Raw genomic sequence first — 15,438 nt, 5'->3', positions numbered from 1 at the left:
ATCACATAAAAATGTAATCGAACAATGGGGTTACTTGTCTAACAATGCTTTCGCCCGCTTCACAACATTATCAACCGTGAAACCGTAGTTTTCAATGACTTCGCCACCTGGAGCTGACGCGCCAAATGTGTCGATACCAAGAACATCGCCTTCGATGCCGACATAACGTTCCCAACCGAATGGTGACGCCATTTCGACAGCTAAACGTTGTGTGACAGTTGACGGTAGGACTGATTCTTTGTAGTCGTCAGATTGTTGCTCGAAACGATACCATGACGGCATACTGACCACTTGTGCGTCGATGCCTTCTTCTTTCAACTGTTCACTTGCTTTGTGCACTAATTGAACTTCAGAACCTGTTGCTAATAACAGTAAGTCTGGCTGTTCTTTTTCTGCTTCTTTTAAGACGTAAGCCCCTTTGCTCACACCATCACGAGCGATTTCATCTGTTTGTGGCAATACCGGTAAACCTTGACGAGTTAACACAAGTGCTGTTGGGTGATCCGTTGCTTCTAATGATAACTCCCAAGCTGCTTTCGTCTCATTAGCATCTGCTGGACGAATTAAGTCAAGGTGAGGCATCGCACGTAATGATGGTAACTGTTCGATCGGCTCGTGTGTTGGACCGTCTTCACCGACTGCAACAGAATCGTGAGTTAACACATACGTTACCGGAGCGCCCATTAGCGCTGATAAACGTAGTGCCGGACGTAAATAATCACTGAAGACGAAGAATGTACCACCGAATACTTCAACACCGCCATGTAATACCATACCGTTAAGTGCTGAAGCCATCGCGAATTCGCGTACACCAAACCAAATGTTACGTCCACTATAATCAGCTGGTTTAAAGTCGTCTTCACCTTTTAGCGTTGTTTTGTTCGAACCAGCTAAGTCTGCGCTACCGCCAATTAAGTTCGGAATATTGGATGCTAAACCATTTAATACTTCGCCTGATGCTGCACGCGTCGCAAGTGCTTTAGACTCTTCATTATATGACGGTAGATCAGCATTCCAACCAGCAGGTAAATCACCGTTGATCGCACGTTCAAAGTCTTTCGCCAGTTCTGGGTGCGCTTCTTTGTATGATGCGAGTAATTCATTCCACTTCTCTTCTGCTTTAGCTCCGCGGTCTTGAACGTTCACTTTGAAATCATCTTTCACGTCGTCCGGAATGAAGAATGCTTCTTCGTAATCCCAACCGTAATATTCTTTTGCTAATTTCAGTTCATCTTCACCAAGTGGTGCCCCGTGAGCATCAGCTTTACCAGATTTATTCGGTGCGCCGTAACCGATGATCGTTTTCACTTCAATCATTGTCGGCTGCGTCGTATTTGCTTTTGCTTGTTCGAGCGCTTTTTCAATCGCGTCCGTATCGTTACCATCTTCAACGCGGATCACTTGCCACCCGTACGCTTTGTAACGGTCTTCAACACTTTCTGAGAATGAGCGGTTAAGATCGCCATCTAGTGAAATGTCATTTGAATCGTACATAACAATTAATTTTCCTAATTGTAAATGAGCAGCTAATGATGCTGACTCTTGTGATACGCCTTCCATTAAGTCACCATCACCACAAATTGCATACGTATAGTGATCGACTACTTGATGGTCATCTGTATTATATTTAGCTGCTAAGAAACGTTCAGCCATTGCCTTACCTGTTGCCATCGCTAACCCTTGTCCTAGTGGTCCTGTTGTTGCTTCAACACCGTCTGTATGACCGAATTCAGGGTGACCAGGTGTGTTAGACCCCCACTGGCGGAACGATTTTAAATCATCTAAGCTGACATCGTACCCTGATAAATGAAGCAATGAATATAATAGCATAGACCCGTGACCAGCAGATAAAACGAAACGGTCACGATCAAACCAAGATGAATGGTTCGGGTTATGATCCATCACCTTCGTCCATAATGTGTACGCCATTGGAGCAGCCCCCATCGGCATACCAGGGTGACCTGAGCTCGCTTTTTCTACGGCATCAATGGTTAATGTTCTAATCGTGTTAATTGATAATTGTTCTGTCGTTTGACTCATATTTTACATTCTCCCTTCACGAATTCCATGTTCTATAATGTCACAAATACGTTCCTATTTTAACAAACTTTCGAGACAAAAATCGCTATTTATTTAATGTTTTTTTTGATTTTCTTGTTCTTCTTTTAATTTTTCTGGTGTAACGTCTTGTCCTTCAGGGTCGACGACTTTCATAGAGTGCAACTGATTCTTAAAGGAGGAACGAAATGCGTGTAAATATTCTTGACGCAGTTCTTGCTGTTCATTTTCCTCTTGTTTAGTTAATCCTTTTGTTTTCTTTTTATTCGCCAACGTATTAATCCGATCAATTTTTTCTTGTGATAACATACATCATACTCCTTTTATCCTTCTTCCGTTTATATTTCCTTTTTATACAGAGTCCAAACTATATTTTAAAACCTATATCAACTAATGACAAGAATTGTGTCTTTTATACGAACGAACGTTTGTTTTTTGTGAGAATTCTTGCTATAATAAGAGTAATTAATTGAGGTATTATATTTGGTTATATAACGATGAGGTGAGCAATGTGACAAAATTATCGAAACGACAAAAGGAAATCTATGAATTTATATCAGATGAAGTTCGCGCTAAAGGTTATCCGCCTTCTGTACGCGAAATTGCTGAAGCGGTCGGTCTAGCATCTAGCTCCACCGTTCACGGCCACTTATCACGTCTTGAAGAAAAAGGATATATTCGCCGAGACCCAACGAAACCACGTGCTATTGAAATCACACACGAGGATCAACAAGCCGTACAAGAGCGCCATGCCATGTACGCACCACTCGTCGGTAAAGTGACAGCAGGTGAGCCGATTACTGCGGTTGAAAATGTTGAGGAATACATTCCACTGCCAAACACACAGGCCGCAATTGAAGATGACGTATTCGTCTTGTCAATACAAGGTGATAGTATGATTGAAGCCGGGATTTTAAATGATGATTTAGTCATTGTTCGTAAACAGGCAACTGCTTCAAACGGTGATATTGTGGTCGCCATGACGGAACAAGATGAAGCCACGGTGAAACGTTTCTTCCAAGACAGTCATCAATATCGACTAGAGCCTGAAAACACATCAATGGAGCCTATTATTCTCGATCACGTCACGATCTTAGGTAAAGTGATCGGTGTTTATCGCGACATTCATTAATAAAACCCGCGTATGTTGTTTATCACATACGCGGGTTTTATTCGTAATGACCACCGATTTTTTGGCCACGATCAAGCGCAATCCCACCTGATGTGTAACTACTTGCTCTTAAAATAGCCGTAGAACCAAAACGTTCGCGAATGGAATCAACGGCTTGATTTAATTGATTCATATGACTCCGGTCGTCAAATAAACTTAACTGAGTCCCGACATCATCGGTTAAATTCGTCAACGTCACAGATGCTTTACGAATATGCGCCCCTTCTGTATGAAATCGCTCGAACAATTGCATACAAACGTGATACATTTCCATCGTATCGTTTATCGGAACATCGATCGATTGTGAACGACTAAAATGTTGAGCGTCGTCATCTGTATAACGAATCGATAAGTGAATCGTGCGCCCCATTTTTTCATCCCGCCTCGCGCGTCGACATGCTTCATCACATAAATCAAGTAAACACGCTTGAATTTCATCTTCTGTGTAGTCCCGCAACAGCGTAATTCCGTGCCCATAGCCTTTTTGTTCCGTTTTCGTAAATTGCCCCGTAACAGGGCTTAAATCGATCCCCCACGCATGCCAGTACAATTGTTCGCCCATAATGCCGAATCGTTTTTTTAGATGATCATGTGAAAAACGAGCCAAGTCTCCCATCGTGACAATTCCCATGCGATTGAGGTGACGCTTCATTTTAGAGCCAATGCCCCAAATGTGTTCAATATCAATTGGCCATAACTTGTCTGAGACATGTTCATAACGACACTCACTAATCCCGTTTGGTGCTTGTTTAGCATGTAGGTCCATCACAACTTTAGCTAAAAACTTGTTATCGCCAATACCAATAACCGAATCAATACCAAATTGTTCACGAATGCTCGATTGAACTTTTTCAGCAATGGTATAAACCGAACCGTATAAATGGTTCAACCCATCGACGGTTAACCATAATTCATCAACGGAATAAACGTGAATCGCTTCTTTCGGGACAAAATGCATCATAAGCTTCGTGATCTCAAGCGACACCGTTAAGTAATCCCCCATATGTGCTGGAGCAATCACAAGATTGGAGTCCTCAGGTAATTCAAAATAACGACTGACATTACTGATGCCATGCTTCTTTTTTAAAGCAGGCGACGCAGCTAACACAATACTCCCACGTCTGTTCGGGTCACCGACTACAGCTAATAATGCTGTTTGTGGATTAAGCCCTCGCTTCATACACTCAACACTCGCATAAAAGGAACGCATATCAATACAAAGCACATCGTGTCTCGGGTATAAATTGTAATTCATGATGGCACACCTTACCCTGTTATATCTTTTATATGCCTTAACGGAATCCACTCGCGGTCATCATCTGTTGATTGAATGCGAACCGCCTGAGTTTCTTTGCTCCAATCGAGGACCCAACCGTTCACCGCGCGAAATTCATTTGCTTTGTAATAAACGATATGAAGTGGTTGGTCGGTTTGATAAGCTTCCGTTAATACGTGAATATAATAGTCGAGTTGTTGGTCGTCTAACATCGGTGGTTGCTGATTATCTTGAACTTGCCATATGTCTTGAAGTGCATCAACATGCTCAGGAAGCATGAGAGACGTCCATTTAATACTACCGCGGTCATGATGCATCATTGGTTTAAGCCTCCATTCGTTTACTTTGATTGAATCGTGCTGGATAAATCGCTAAAATATTGTCTTTTTGGAATGAGCGCACACCGCGTTTCGTGAAACAATAAGCTAACAGACGATCATCATCTATCTTAATAATGGTGACAATGCGTTGTGTCATACGATGCTGCTCATCGATATAAACGAGTTCGAGTTTCTGTCGGTTTTGAATTGACTGTTTTAATAAGTGATCCATATGCACAACCTCCCTTAACGAGAACGTTTGTTCGTATTATAGCATGGTGTCACATTAAAAAGCAACCGTTTTGTGTCTGGAAAGTTTTTCAGTCATAAAAACGCATGATACTAGAAGCATCATGCGTTTGGTTTTCTATTCATTTGTAGATGAACCGTGGTATAGCTGACAACAACATCTAAGACTAAAAAATTAACCCCCGAACACTGATCGTGTCGGGGGTTAATCATTTTAGTAAGTGCTAAGGTATTGTTCGCGCTCCCATGGGTGAACCTGAGTACGGAACATATCCCATTCAATTTCTTTTGCTTCTAAGAAGTGTTCGAGCAAGTGTTCACCGAGTGCTTCTTGCATCACTTTGTCTGATTTCAAGTGTTGTAACGCGTCATAAAGCGTTGCTGGTAAGTCTTGAACACCATTTGCTTCACGTTCTTCTTTATCCATCACATAAATGTTACGGTCAACCGGTTCTGGTGCTGTTAATTGATTTTCCACACCGTCTAAACCAGCGGCCAACATAACAGACATCGCCATATACGGGTTAGCTGCTGGGTCCACACTACGAACTTCGATACGTGTACTTAAGCCACGAGAGGATGGAACGCGAACTAACGGACTGCGGTTTTGACCTGACCAAGCCACGTAACAAGGTGCTTCGTAACCAGGGACAAGACGCTTATAAGAGTTGACAGTCGGGTTCGTCACCGCTGTGAAGTTCACGGCGTGTTTAATAATACCTGCTGTGAACTGGTGAGCCGTTTCGCTTAATTGTTCTTCAGCCTTTTCGTCGAAGAACGCATTTTCTTTACCAGCGAATAACGACATATTCGCATGCATACCTGAACCGTTAACGCCGAATAATGGCTTAGGCATGAATGTCGCGTGTAATCCGTGTTTACGCGCGATCGTCTTAACGACAAGCTTAAACGTTTGGATATCATCACAGTGTTTAACGGCGTCTGAATACTTAAAGTCGATCTCGTGCTGACCAGGTGCCACTTCATGGTGAGAAGCCTCGATCTCAAAGCCCATTTCTTCTAATTCTAATACGATATCACGACGGCAGTTTTCACCTAAGTCTGTCGGTGCTAAGTCAAAGTAGCCACCTTTGTCGTTAAGCTCCATCGTTGGTTCGCCGCGTTCATCTAATTTGAATAAGAAAAACTCAGGCTCCGTACCAATGTTAAACGCTGTGTAACCAAGCTTCTCCATACGTTCAAGATTGCGTTTTAAGTTATAACGCGGGCAACCTTCAAACGGCGTACCATCTGGATTATAAATATCACAAATAAAACGAGCGACCTTTCCTTTTTCAGAAGTCCATGGGAAAACAACAAATGAATCAAGGTCTGGATGTAATAGCATATCCGATTCTTCAATGCGGACGAACCCTTCGATTGATGAACCGTCAAACATCATTTGATTATCTAATGCTTTGTCAAGTTGGCTGACAGGGATCTCGACGTTTTTAATCGTCCCGAGTAAGTCAGTAAATTGTAAACGAATAAATTTCACATTCTCTTCCTCAATACGTCTGTACACATCTTTTTTCGTAAATTTAGCCAAGAAAAACGCCTCCTTAAGATATGGTCGTTAATGGTAGAACCGTGACAGTTCGCCTTTAACGAGTGATGATTGATTCATGTACCCCGACTCCATCAGTTCGCGGCGAAGCATTTTGTGTAAATCTTTTTCAGACATGCGTTCAGCCTCGTCTGAAGCGGGTTCTTTATGTGTCTCTTGCTCTTGTTGCTCATTTTTCACTTTTAACACTTGTTTAATGCCGGCTAGGTTGACGCCTTGATCGATCAACTCTTTAATTTCGAGTAAACGATCGACATCATAAAAGGAAAATAATCGTCTATTCCCTTGTGAACGAACAGGCATCACTAATCCTTTATCTTCGTAGTAACGAACTTGTCGTGCACTTAATTCAGTTAGATCCGTCACAACACTTATCGGAAATAGCGGGAGTGCCTTACGATCCTTATTCGCCATCACCAACACCTCCAATATAGTTATTGATTATAGCGTCTGTTATAACATATGTCAACAGATGTTAAGAAAGTTAACATAAAAAATAAGAGGCATGATATATCATACCTCTAAACTAATCCAAGCTGATCTAAAGCTGTCATCACAGCGATTTTAACATGTTCATACGTTAACCCACCTTGCACATATAACGTATAGGGTTCTCTAATCGGACCGTCAGCGGTCAATTCTAAGCTTGCTCCTTGTATAAACGTCCCCGCCGCCATAATCACATCATGATCATAGCCTGGCATAGCGCTTGGTTGTGGAGACACGTAAGCATTAATCGGTGATTGTTGTTGAATCACTTGCGCAAACTGAACCATTTCATCTTTCGTTGAAAATGTAATCGATTGAATTAAATCCGTTCGCTCTGCTTGAGGTGACGGGCTTGTTTCAAACCCAAGTTGACATAATAATGTTGCGGTAAAGTAAGAACCTTTTAATGCCTCACCAACAATATGCGGGGCTAAAAACAACCCTTGATACATTTCTTGCAAACTATTTAATGAAGCCCCTGTCTCTTTCCCTAAGCCTGGTGCCGTTAAACGATTCGCACACTTTTCAATAAGGTCAGCACGCCCTGCAATATAACCACCTGTTCTGACAATCCCTGCACCAGGGTTTTTAATCAGCGACCCCGCGATCAAGTCCGCCCCTACTTCTGTCGGTTCTTGCGTTTCTACAAATTCGCCGTAACAATTGTCGACGAATACATAGACTTGCGGATTAATGGATTTGACAAAGTCTATCATCTGTTTAATGTCATCAACCATGAATGACGGACGATCAGCATAGCCTTTTGATCGTTGAATGGTAACCACTTTAGTACGTGGGTTTATTTTGTCACGAACCGCTTCATAATCGATTTGACCGTTATCGGTTAACGGAACCTCTTGGTAATGAACACCAAAATCAGTTAGTGACCCGTCGATAGGCTGATCGGCACCAATCACGCTTTGCAATGTATCATAAGGTTCACCTGTTATACTCAACAATTCATCCCCAGGACGCAGCAGCCCAAACAAAGCGGTGGAAATCGCATGCGTTCCTGATACGATTTGAGGTCTTACAAGCGCATCTTCAGTTTGAAACACAGACGCATACAACAATTCTAATTTCTCACGCCCTAAATCATCATACCCATACCCTGTCGTTGGGTTAAAATGAATATCGCCGATTTGTTCACTTTGAAATGCACGGAGCACCTTCGCCTGATTTTTCGTGACAGTATGACTTATTTGTTTAAATCGGTCTTGCAGTTCATTCTCTACTTGATTAATCATTTGCCACTGCTGTTCGTTCATGTTCTACCTCACCTTTTTGTTAGCGTTGTATAAATGGGTGCATCAGGTGATGCATACCCTTTTAGCTTAAACTGTTCTGTCTCTTCAATAAATTGTTCGTCCGTCACAATCGTTTCGCGTTTTAGTTCATTGAGCATTTTTCCTTCGTCACTGGATAGTCGAACATCATAATAGGTCCATTCCGAGATTAGCGCTCGTTCAATTTCTTGTTTTAACCGTTCATAATCAGACGGTTTAAAAGCGCTCATCATGACACTCGGTTTTGAATATGGAATGAGCGTATCATTTAATAAGTCTGCTTTATTATATACCGTAAGCATCGGGATATCGCCTGCACCTAAGTCGTTTAAAATCTTAAAAACGGTTTGTTCCTGTTCGACTGATTCCTCATTCGACCCATCCACGACATGCAAAATAAAGTCCGCTTCCACGACTTCTTCTAATGTCGAACGAAATGCGGCGATTAATGTTGTTGGTAAATCTTGAATAAATCCGACTGTATCTGAAATGAGTAACTCAAACCCGCTCGGTAATGTGATTTGTCGTGTTAATGGGTCGAGTGTCGCAAACAACTTGTCCTCCTCAAGCGATCCCGTATCACTCAATCGGTTGAAAATGGTCGACTTCCCGGCGTTTGTATACCCAACGATCGCCATTTGAAAGGCCGCATTCTTTTTGCGACGCTTACGATATTGTTGTCGTTGTTTGGCCACTTGATCTAATGATTGCTTAACCTCCGTAATTCTACGGCGAATATGGCGCTGATCTGTTTCTAATTTCGTTTCACCTGGACCACGTGTTCCGATTCCGCCACCTAAACGAGACAATGCAGCCCCTTGTCCGTGTAAACGAGGTAATAAGTATTGTAATTGAGCGAGTTCGACTTGTAATTTACCTTCCTTCGTCCGGGCTCGCATCGCGAATATATCTAAAATTAACTGTGTGCGATCAAGTACTTTAATTTCCCACTTTTCTTCGAGATTACGTGCTTGAGATGGCGTTAATTCCTGATTCATGATCGCCATATCAATCGCATAGTCATCGATATACTGCTTTATTTCGTCTACTTTTCCCGTTCCAATATACAAAGCTGAATGGACTTTGTCACGTTTTTGGACAAATATTTCTTCCACGTTTGCATCAACGGTGTAAGCTAGCGATTCAAGCTCTTCCATAGACGTTTCAAATGATGGGTCTGGCTGATCAGCTGTTTGACAGCCAACAAGTATAGCGCGTTCCTTCAATGTCTCGACTCCTTTTTTATCGTATATTATTATTGTTAACGAAATCCGCATTCCCGTCAAACGTAAATAAGCCTACCACTTTTAAGTGATAGGCTACTGACTCTTCAAACTTATTATGAGTCCAAATCAATATTTTTAACCGGAGCAAACGTGGAAATCGCGTGTTTAAAAATTAATTGTTGACGCCCTTCCGTTTCAATTAACACTGTAAAATTATCAAAAGATTGAATGATCCCTCTCAATTGAAAACCGTTCGTTAAAAATACTGTTAACTGCACCTTTTCTTTGCGTAATTTGTTTAAAAATGCGTCTTGAACATTTGCTGAATTTGACATCATTCTTCCTCCTCTGTCTATCTCTTAATTATTACTATTCGTTTTATCTCTTAAAAATCCTGCTAAATCTGAAAAAATTGTCTCAAAAGTTTCTTCATACCTCTCTGGGTCGATCGTATACCAATGAACATCCGACATCTTATTACGATAATAAGTTAATTGTCGCTTCGCAAAACGTCTCGTATGTTGTTTAATCGATGCAACGACGGAATCAAATGATATTTCACCACGTAAATATGGGATCCACTCTTTATAGCCAATGCCCTGCATGGCTTGAATTTCACCGCCAAATTGTTCATATAAATAGGTGACTTCATCATATAAACCATCATCGATCATTTGATCCACTCGACGATTAATCCGTTCATAAAGGACCTCACGCGACATATTTAATCCAATGATATACGGCGTGTATGGACTGTCATTTGTTTGTTGTTCTTCTAATTCCGACATCGTTTGACCCGTTCGTTCATAAATTTCTAAAGCCCGAACGACACGCCGAATATTATGCGGATGAATTTTGGTTGCTTGAATCGGATCGACGTGCTGTAACTTTTCATAATAGGGTGCAACACCATTAGCATAAATATCAGCAATAGCCGCTTCAACATAGGCATCATCTCGGTTCACATCAGCAAAGTTAAAGTTAAACAACGCCGATTGAATATAAAAGCCCGTACCACCAACAACGACAGGTATTCGCTGTCGATTTGTAATGTGTTGGACACGGTCGTAGAGATCCGCTTGAAACGAAGCTGCTGAATAATGATCATCTTCACGTAAAAAATCGATTAAATGATGCGGCACACCGTCTGCTTCCGTTTCAGTCACTTTTGCTGTGCCGATATTAAACCCTTGGTAAAATTGCATCGAATCACCATTAATCACTTCGCCACCGAAACGTTTGCTAATCTCAATCCCTAATTTACTTTTACCTACAGCGGTTGGACCTATGACGCTTACAACAATCGGTTTCATCGTGTGCCTCTTTTCATTACATAATTCGTTTAAACATCTTCTGTAATTCGTACTCACTGAAATGAACGACAATCGGACGGCCGTGTGGACATGTAAATGGATCTTGGCAAGTCCGCAATTCGTCAATTAAATAGTTCATCTCTTGATGATTCAAATAATGATTGGCCTTAATCGATCGTTTACATGACATGAGGATCGCTGCTTCTTCCCGTATTTTTTCAATGCTGATACCTTTTTCTTGCGCTAAATCGTCGACCATATCACGTATCGTCATTTCTTCTTCGCCTTTTGGGAACCAACTTGGGTGTGAGCGGACGAGATAACTTTGCTCACCAAATGGCTCTAAAAATAACCCAACATCTTCTAATTGCTTCCGGTTTTCTTCAATCGTGATCGCTTCCTGTGTCGTAAAATCAAACGTCAGTGGGACTGACAATGTTTGTAATTCATAGTCTGGATTTCCGAGCTTCGTTTTGTAATATTCATATTTAATCCGTTCTTGCGCTGCATGCTGATCAATCATATAGAGCCCATTTTCGTTTTGCGCTAAAATATATGTCCCATGCAATTGACCGATCGGACTTAAATAAGGTATCCGTTGATCATCATGACGTGAAACAAGTTCGGGCACATCATGTTGCTCAGGTGTCTCATGAACGGCGTCATTCGCCGTCACATGATTATCATCCACCGGTTCGTACGATGTATGCGTGTGTTGATTCAATGCGTCAGCAACATGTGATGCGAGATGTTGTGATGTTTCTGTTTGATTTGTTCCCTCCTGTGTAATGTGAGGGGCCGTGAAATCTAACGCAGTCTGTTCGGATTGTTCTCGTTTCGGCGTATGCTTTTCCGGAATCAGCCGTTCGCCATGAAGTGCATCATAAATCGCTTCCTTAATTAATTCAAATAGTTCATTTTCTTTACTGAAGCGGACTTCGGTTTTAGCAGGATGAACGTTGACATCGACTAAGTAAGGATCCATGTCAATTTGTAAGACGACGACTGGATAACGCCCAATCGGTAAGAACGTATGGTAACCGTCTAATATCGCTTTATTTAACTTCGGATTTTTAATATAACGCCCGTTCACAATGAGTGAGATATAGTGTCGGTTTGCTCGTGTCACTTCGGGTTTCGCAATATACCCTTTCACGTCATAATCTAATGAGTGAGCTTCGATTTCAACCATTTGTTTCGCAATAGACGAACCATAAATCTGTTGAATCGTTTTAAGCAATTGGCCATTTCCTGGAGTGAAAAATAGTTTTTTTCCGTTATGTTCACATTCAAAGCGGATATCAGGATGCGATAAAGCCATTCGATTAATCACATCCGTTAAATGACCGAGTTCAGTATGGACGGTTTTTAAATATTTTAACCGTGCAGGTGTGTTATAAAATAAATGTTCGACGATGATTTCCGTTCCTTGACGCTTCGTATGTTTTTGATGCTCGACGATATGCCCGCCATGAACGACGAGTTCCGTACCCGTTTCATCGCCTGTCGATGTCCTTAGGGTTAATTGGCTCACAGCTGCGATACTCGCTAAAGCTTCACCGCGAAATCCTAATGTTTCTACTCGGAATAAATCTTGTTCGTGTGCGATTTTACTCGTCGCATGTCGACCGAACGCTTTAGGCGCGTCCTCTTTCGGTATCCCTCGTCCATTATCTGTCACTTTGATCGAACGAAGTCCCGCTTCTTCTAGTTCTATTTTGATCCACGTACTCCCTGCATCAACACTATTTTCGATCAGTTCTTTGATGACAGAAGCGGGGCGCTCGACAACTTCACCTGCTGCGATTTTGTTCGATAATGTGCTTGGTAATTCAATAATTGAAGCCACGCTCACGCCTCCTTTCACTTACGATTGTTTTAATCGTTTTTGTAACGTATATAACGTGTTCATCGCATCCATCGGTGTCATTTCCATCAAGTTTAAATCATTGATTTCTTTTGACACTTCAAGTTGTTGAGGTGTTGATTGCTCCTTCGACTCATCAAATAATGTCAATTGCTGTTCTTGTACGAGATCATCCTTAATCGTTTGCGTACTTTCAAACGTTTGTAATAAATAGTTCGCCCGGTCAATGATCTCATCAGGTAAGTCGGCTAATTTCGCCACATGGACTCCGTAGCTTTTATCCGCTTTGCCTCGTTTAATATGGTGTAAAAAGACGACTTCCCCGTCTTGTTCATCGACTTCAACATGGACGTTTCGCAAATGGTCCAAATTATCTTCTAACGTCGTTAATTCATGGTAATGTGTAGCAAATAAGGTTTTCGCACCGACGTAATCATGCAAATATTCCACAATGGACTGAGCTAATGCCATCCCGTCATACGTACTTGTTCCGCGCCCTATCTCATCGAATAAAATTAAACTATTCGGCGTCGCATGACTAACTGCATTTTGCGCTTCTAACATTTCCACCATAAACGTACTTTGTCCTGATACGAGATCGTCAGCTGCCCCAATACGAGTGAAAATTTGATCAAAAATCGGTAAGTCCGCTTCATTCACTGGTACAAAACAGCCAATCTGAGCCATGATCGCAATTAACCCTAGTTGGCGCATATATGTACTCTTACCTGCCATATTCGGGCCCGTAATAAGCAATATATCTGTTCCTTGTTCCAGTTCAAAATCATTCGGCACAAATTCATCGCGCATGACTTGTTCGACAACAGGGTGACGCGCACCGTAGACAGCTAATGACTGATCATGATTCATCGTCGGTTTAACGTAATTATACTCTTCACTAATAAAGGCAAAACTGACTAACACATCAATTTCACTAATTTGCTCAGCTAATTGCTGTAATCGTGGAATATATTGCTTCATCTCTTCTCGAATGGCTAAAAACAAATCATACTCTAACGCCATGCTTTTGTCTTTCGCTTCCAAAATCAATTTTTCTTTTTCTTTTAATTCCGGCGTAATAAAACGTTCGGCGTTAGCTAATGTTTGTTTTCGTTCGTAACGGTCATCATCTATCGCATGTAAATTCGCTTTCGTCACTTCAATATAATAGCCAAATACTTTGTTATAACCTACTTTAAGCGATTTAACCCCTGTTGCTTCACGTTCAGACGCTTCAAGTTGTGCCACCCATTGTCTGCCGTTACGTGAAGATTCACGATACTCATCAAGCTGAGCGTCGTAACCGTCTTTAATAATGCCACCTTCTGTAATGACAATCGGAGGATCATCATGAATGCTATCTTCAAGCAATTGATAGATCGTACTGTACACCGATATATCACCTAATAAATCCGAAATAAGCGAATCATCAAACTGGTTAAGCGTCTCTTTAATAGCAGGTATCGCCGCTAACGATTGCTTAAGTTGCAATAAATCACGCGCATTCACATTGCCATATGATACACGCCCAGCTAGTCGTTCCAAATCGTAAACGAGTTTTAACTGATCGCGTAGTTCTTCCCGCTCAAAGAAGAAATCGATTAACGTACCGACTTGGTTATGTCGTTTGTCGATCGCTGTCTTCGATAATAACGGATTGTCGATCCACTTCTTTAATCGTCTCGCTCCCATAGCAGTCGATGTCCTATCTAAGACTGATAAAAGCGTCCCTTTTTGGCTTTGGTCACGAATCGATTCCATTAACTCGAGATTGCGTTTGGAATATAAGTCAAGCTTCATATATTGCTCAAGCGCGACATATTCAACAGGTTGTAAATGACTTAAAAATCGTTTCTGTGAATGGTGGATATACTGAAATAACCGACCAAACCCTTGAATTAAGTCCTTACTCTCTAATCCATCGACTAAATATGTAAACGTGTCTGGAATCGTCGTCTCTTCTTCAAACGATAGTGTTACATTGAGATAAGCTGCTAATAACGCCTTGTCGTCTTCGGGAAATGCTTCGGGAAGAACAATCTCTTTAATCGGACGGTTGTACAACTCGCTAATAACATCTTTAATCGGCGCTTCCAGTTGACTGATAAAACTTTCCCCTGTTGAGAGGTCAGCATACGCAATGACATAGCCATTGTCAGTAGGTGTAATCGATGAAATGAAATTGTTCTCCGCTTCATCTAACATTTTACCTTCCATAACCGTACCAGGTGTCACAATTTGAACGACTTCGCGTTTTACAACACCTTTAGCTGCTTGCGGATCTTCAACTTGTTCACAAATCGCGACTTTGTAGCCTTTATCGATTAACGTTTTAATATAACTTTCAGCAGAGTGATACGGCACACCGCACATCGGAATCTTTTCTTCACCGCCATCACGCTGTGTTAAGGTGATTTCGAGTTCTTTAGCTGCTTGTAGTGCATCATCAAAAAATAGTTCATAAAAATCGCCTAAGCGAAAAAATAAGAAAGCATCTTTGTGCTGAGATTTTACGGATAAATATTGTTCTATCATTGGCGTATATTGAGCCATGTATGGTTCCTCCAATTGTCGTACTCTAACCGATATTATAGCATAAAATAAGCGTTTAAATAA

14 protein-coding genes are annotated in these 15,438 nt (G+C 41.5%); 1 reads left to right on the top strand and 13 read right to left on the bottom strand.

The genetic code is table 11. The features are described from left to right. Positions 1-30: 30 nt before the first annotated feature. Both tkt and ABID56_RS01520 read right to left on the bottom strand, forming a co-directional pair. Positions 31-2,040, bottom strand: a complete 2,010-nt coding sequence (gene tkt, locus ABID56_RS01525) for a transketolase (RefSeq protein WP_354218704.1) — start codon at positions 2,038-2,040, stop codon at positions 31-33. Between the two features lie 93 nt (positions 2,041-2,133). After that, the gene (locus tag ABID56_RS01520) at positions 2,134-2,367 is read right to left on the bottom strand and encodes a DUF896 domain-containing protein (protein ID WP_354218702.1); all 234 of its coding nucleotides are present in this window, start codon (positions 2,365-2,367) and stop codon (positions 2,134-2,136) included. Positions 2,368-2,569: 202 nt separating this feature from the next. Here ABID56_RS01520 and lexA point away from each other — a divergent pair, with 202 nt between their 5' ends. After that, positions 2,570-3,190 (top strand): transcriptional repressor LexA, encoded by a 621-nt coding sequence (gene lexA, locus ABID56_RS01515; protein ID WP_354218700.1) that lies wholly within the window; start codon positions 2,570-2,572, stop codon positions 3,188-3,190. Positions 3,191-3,227: 37 nt separating this feature from the next. On the opposite strand, the gene ABID56_RS01510 is transcribed toward lexA, so the two are convergent. From ABID56_RS01510 to mutS, 11 genes are all read right to left on the bottom strand, one after another. Further along, a complete protein-coding gene (locus tag ABID56_RS01510) occupies positions 3,228-4,484 on the bottom strand; it encodes a DNA polymerase IV (RefSeq protein WP_354218698.1) in 1,257 nt (418 codons plus the stop codon). An 11-nt stretch (positions 4,485-4,495) separates the two neighbouring features. Beyond that, positions 4,496-4,825: a YolD-like family protein gene (locus ABID56_RS01505; RefSeq protein ID WP_354218696.1), complete on the bottom strand. Its 330-nt coding sequence runs from the start codon at positions 4,823-4,825 to the stop codon at positions 4,496-4,498. A gap of 4 nt (positions 4,826-4,829) precedes the next feature. Next, the gene (locus ABID56_RS01500; RefSeq protein ID WP_354218694.1) at positions 4,830-5,057 is read right to left on the bottom strand and encodes a hypothetical protein; all 228 of its coding nucleotides are present in this window, start codon (positions 5,055-5,057) and stop codon (positions 4,830-4,832) included. Between the two features lie 231 nt (positions 5,058-5,288). Further along, positions 5,289-6,623, bottom strand: coding sequence for a type I glutamate--ammonia ligase (gene glnA / locus ABID56_RS01495; RefSeq protein WP_354218692.1), 1,335 nt, complete (start codon positions 6,621-6,623; stop codon positions 5,289-5,291). Positions 6,624-6,650: 27 nt separating this feature from the next. Further along, complete coding sequence (locus tag ABID56_RS01490; protein ID WP_354218690.1) at positions 6,651-7,055, bottom strand: MerR family transcriptional regulator; 405 nt, start codon at positions 7,053-7,055, stop codon at positions 6,651-6,653. A 107-nt stretch (positions 7,056-7,162) separates the two neighbouring features. Further along, positions 7,163-8,398: a methionine gamma-lyase family protein gene (locus tag ABID56_RS01485; RefSeq protein ID WP_354218688.1), complete on the bottom strand. Its 1,236-nt coding sequence runs from the start codon at positions 8,396-8,398 to the stop codon at positions 7,163-7,165. Positions 8,399-8,406: 8 nt separating this feature from the next. Continuing rightward, positions 8,407-9,693, bottom strand: coding sequence for a GTPase HflX (gene hflX, locus ABID56_RS01480; RefSeq protein WP_354218987.1), 1,287 nt, complete (start codon positions 9,691-9,693; stop codon positions 8,407-8,409). Positions 9,694-9,755: 62 nt separating this feature from the next. After that, complete coding sequence (hfq, locus tag ABID56_RS01475; protein WP_354218686.1) at positions 9,756-9,977, bottom strand: RNA chaperone Hfq; 222 nt, start codon at positions 9,975-9,977, stop codon at positions 9,756-9,758. A 24-nt stretch (positions 9,978-10,001) separates the two neighbouring features. After that, positions 10,002-10,955, bottom strand: a complete 954-nt coding sequence (miaA, locus tag ABID56_RS01470; protein WP_354218684.1) for a tRNA (adenosine(37)-N6)-dimethylallyltransferase MiaA — start codon at positions 10,953-10,955, stop codon at positions 10,002-10,004. Positions 10,956-10,971: 16 nt separating this feature from the next. Next, a complete protein-coding gene (gene mutL, locus ABID56_RS01465; RefSeq protein ID WP_354218682.1) occupies positions 10,972-12,804 on the bottom strand; it encodes a DNA mismatch repair endonuclease MutL in 1,833 nt (610 codons plus the stop codon). Positions 12,805-12,822: 18 nt separating this feature from the next. Continuing rightward, positions 12,823-15,375 (bottom strand): DNA mismatch repair protein MutS, encoded by a 2,553-nt coding sequence (gene mutS / locus ABID56_RS01460; RefSeq protein ID WP_354218680.1) that lies wholly within the window; start codon positions 15,373-15,375, stop codon positions 12,823-12,825. Positions 15,376-15,438 lie beyond the last annotated feature (63 nt).

The sequence above is a fragment of the Alkalibacillus flavidus genome (genome assembly GCF_040545925.1).
GTDB classification, from domain to species: Bacteria; Bacillota; Bacilli; order Bacillales; family Alkalibacillaceae; genus Alkalibacillus; species Alkalibacillus flavidus.
This window is presented reverse-complemented; position numbering and strand designations above follow the sequence as displayed.

What these genes read in the sequence shown, in the direction of transcription:
- tkt (WP_354218704.1), bottom strand. Translation starts at nt 2,040, where the DNA reads ATGAGTCAAACGACAGAACAATTATCAATTAACACGATTAGAACATTA.
- ABID56_RS01520 (WP_354218702.1), bottom strand. Translation starts at nt 2,367, where the DNA reads ATGTTATCACAAGAAAAAATTGATCGGATTAATACGTTGGCGAATAAA.
- ABID56_RS01510 (WP_354218698.1), bottom strand. Translation starts at nt 4,484, where the DNA reads ATGAATTACAATTTATACCCGAGACACGATGTGCTTTGTATTGATATG.
- ABID56_RS01505 (WP_354218696.1), bottom strand. Translation starts at nt 4,825, where the DNA reads ATGATGCATCATGACCGCGGTAGTATTAAATGGACGTCTCTCATGCTT.
- ABID56_RS01500 (WP_354218694.1), bottom strand. Translation starts at nt 5,057, where the DNA reads ATGGATCACTTATTAAAACAGTCAATTCAAAACCGACAGAAACTCGAA.
- ABID56_RS01490 (WP_354218690.1), bottom strand. Translation starts at nt 7,055, where the DNA reads ATGGCGAATAAGGATCGTAAGGCACTCCCGCTATTTCCGATAAGTGTT.
- ABID56_RS01485 (WP_354218688.1), bottom strand. Translation starts at nt 8,398, where the DNA reads ATGAACGAACAGCAGTGGCAAATGATTAATCAAGTAGAGAATGAACTG.
- hflX (WP_354218987.1), bottom strand. Translation starts at nt 9,693, where the DNA reads ATGCGGATTTCGTTAACAATAATAATATACGATAAAAAAGGAGTCGAG.
- hfq (WP_354218686.1), bottom strand. Translation starts at nt 9,977, where the DNA reads ATGTCAAATTCAGCAAATGTTCAAGACGCATTTTTAAACAAATTACGC.
- miaA (WP_354218684.1), bottom strand. Translation starts at nt 10,955, where the DNA reads ATGAAACCGATTGTTGTAAGCGTCATAGGTCCAACCGCTGTAGGTAAA.
- mutS (WP_354218680.1), bottom strand. Translation starts at nt 15,375, where the DNA reads ATGGCTCAATATACGCCAATGATAGAACAATATTTATCCGTAAAATCT.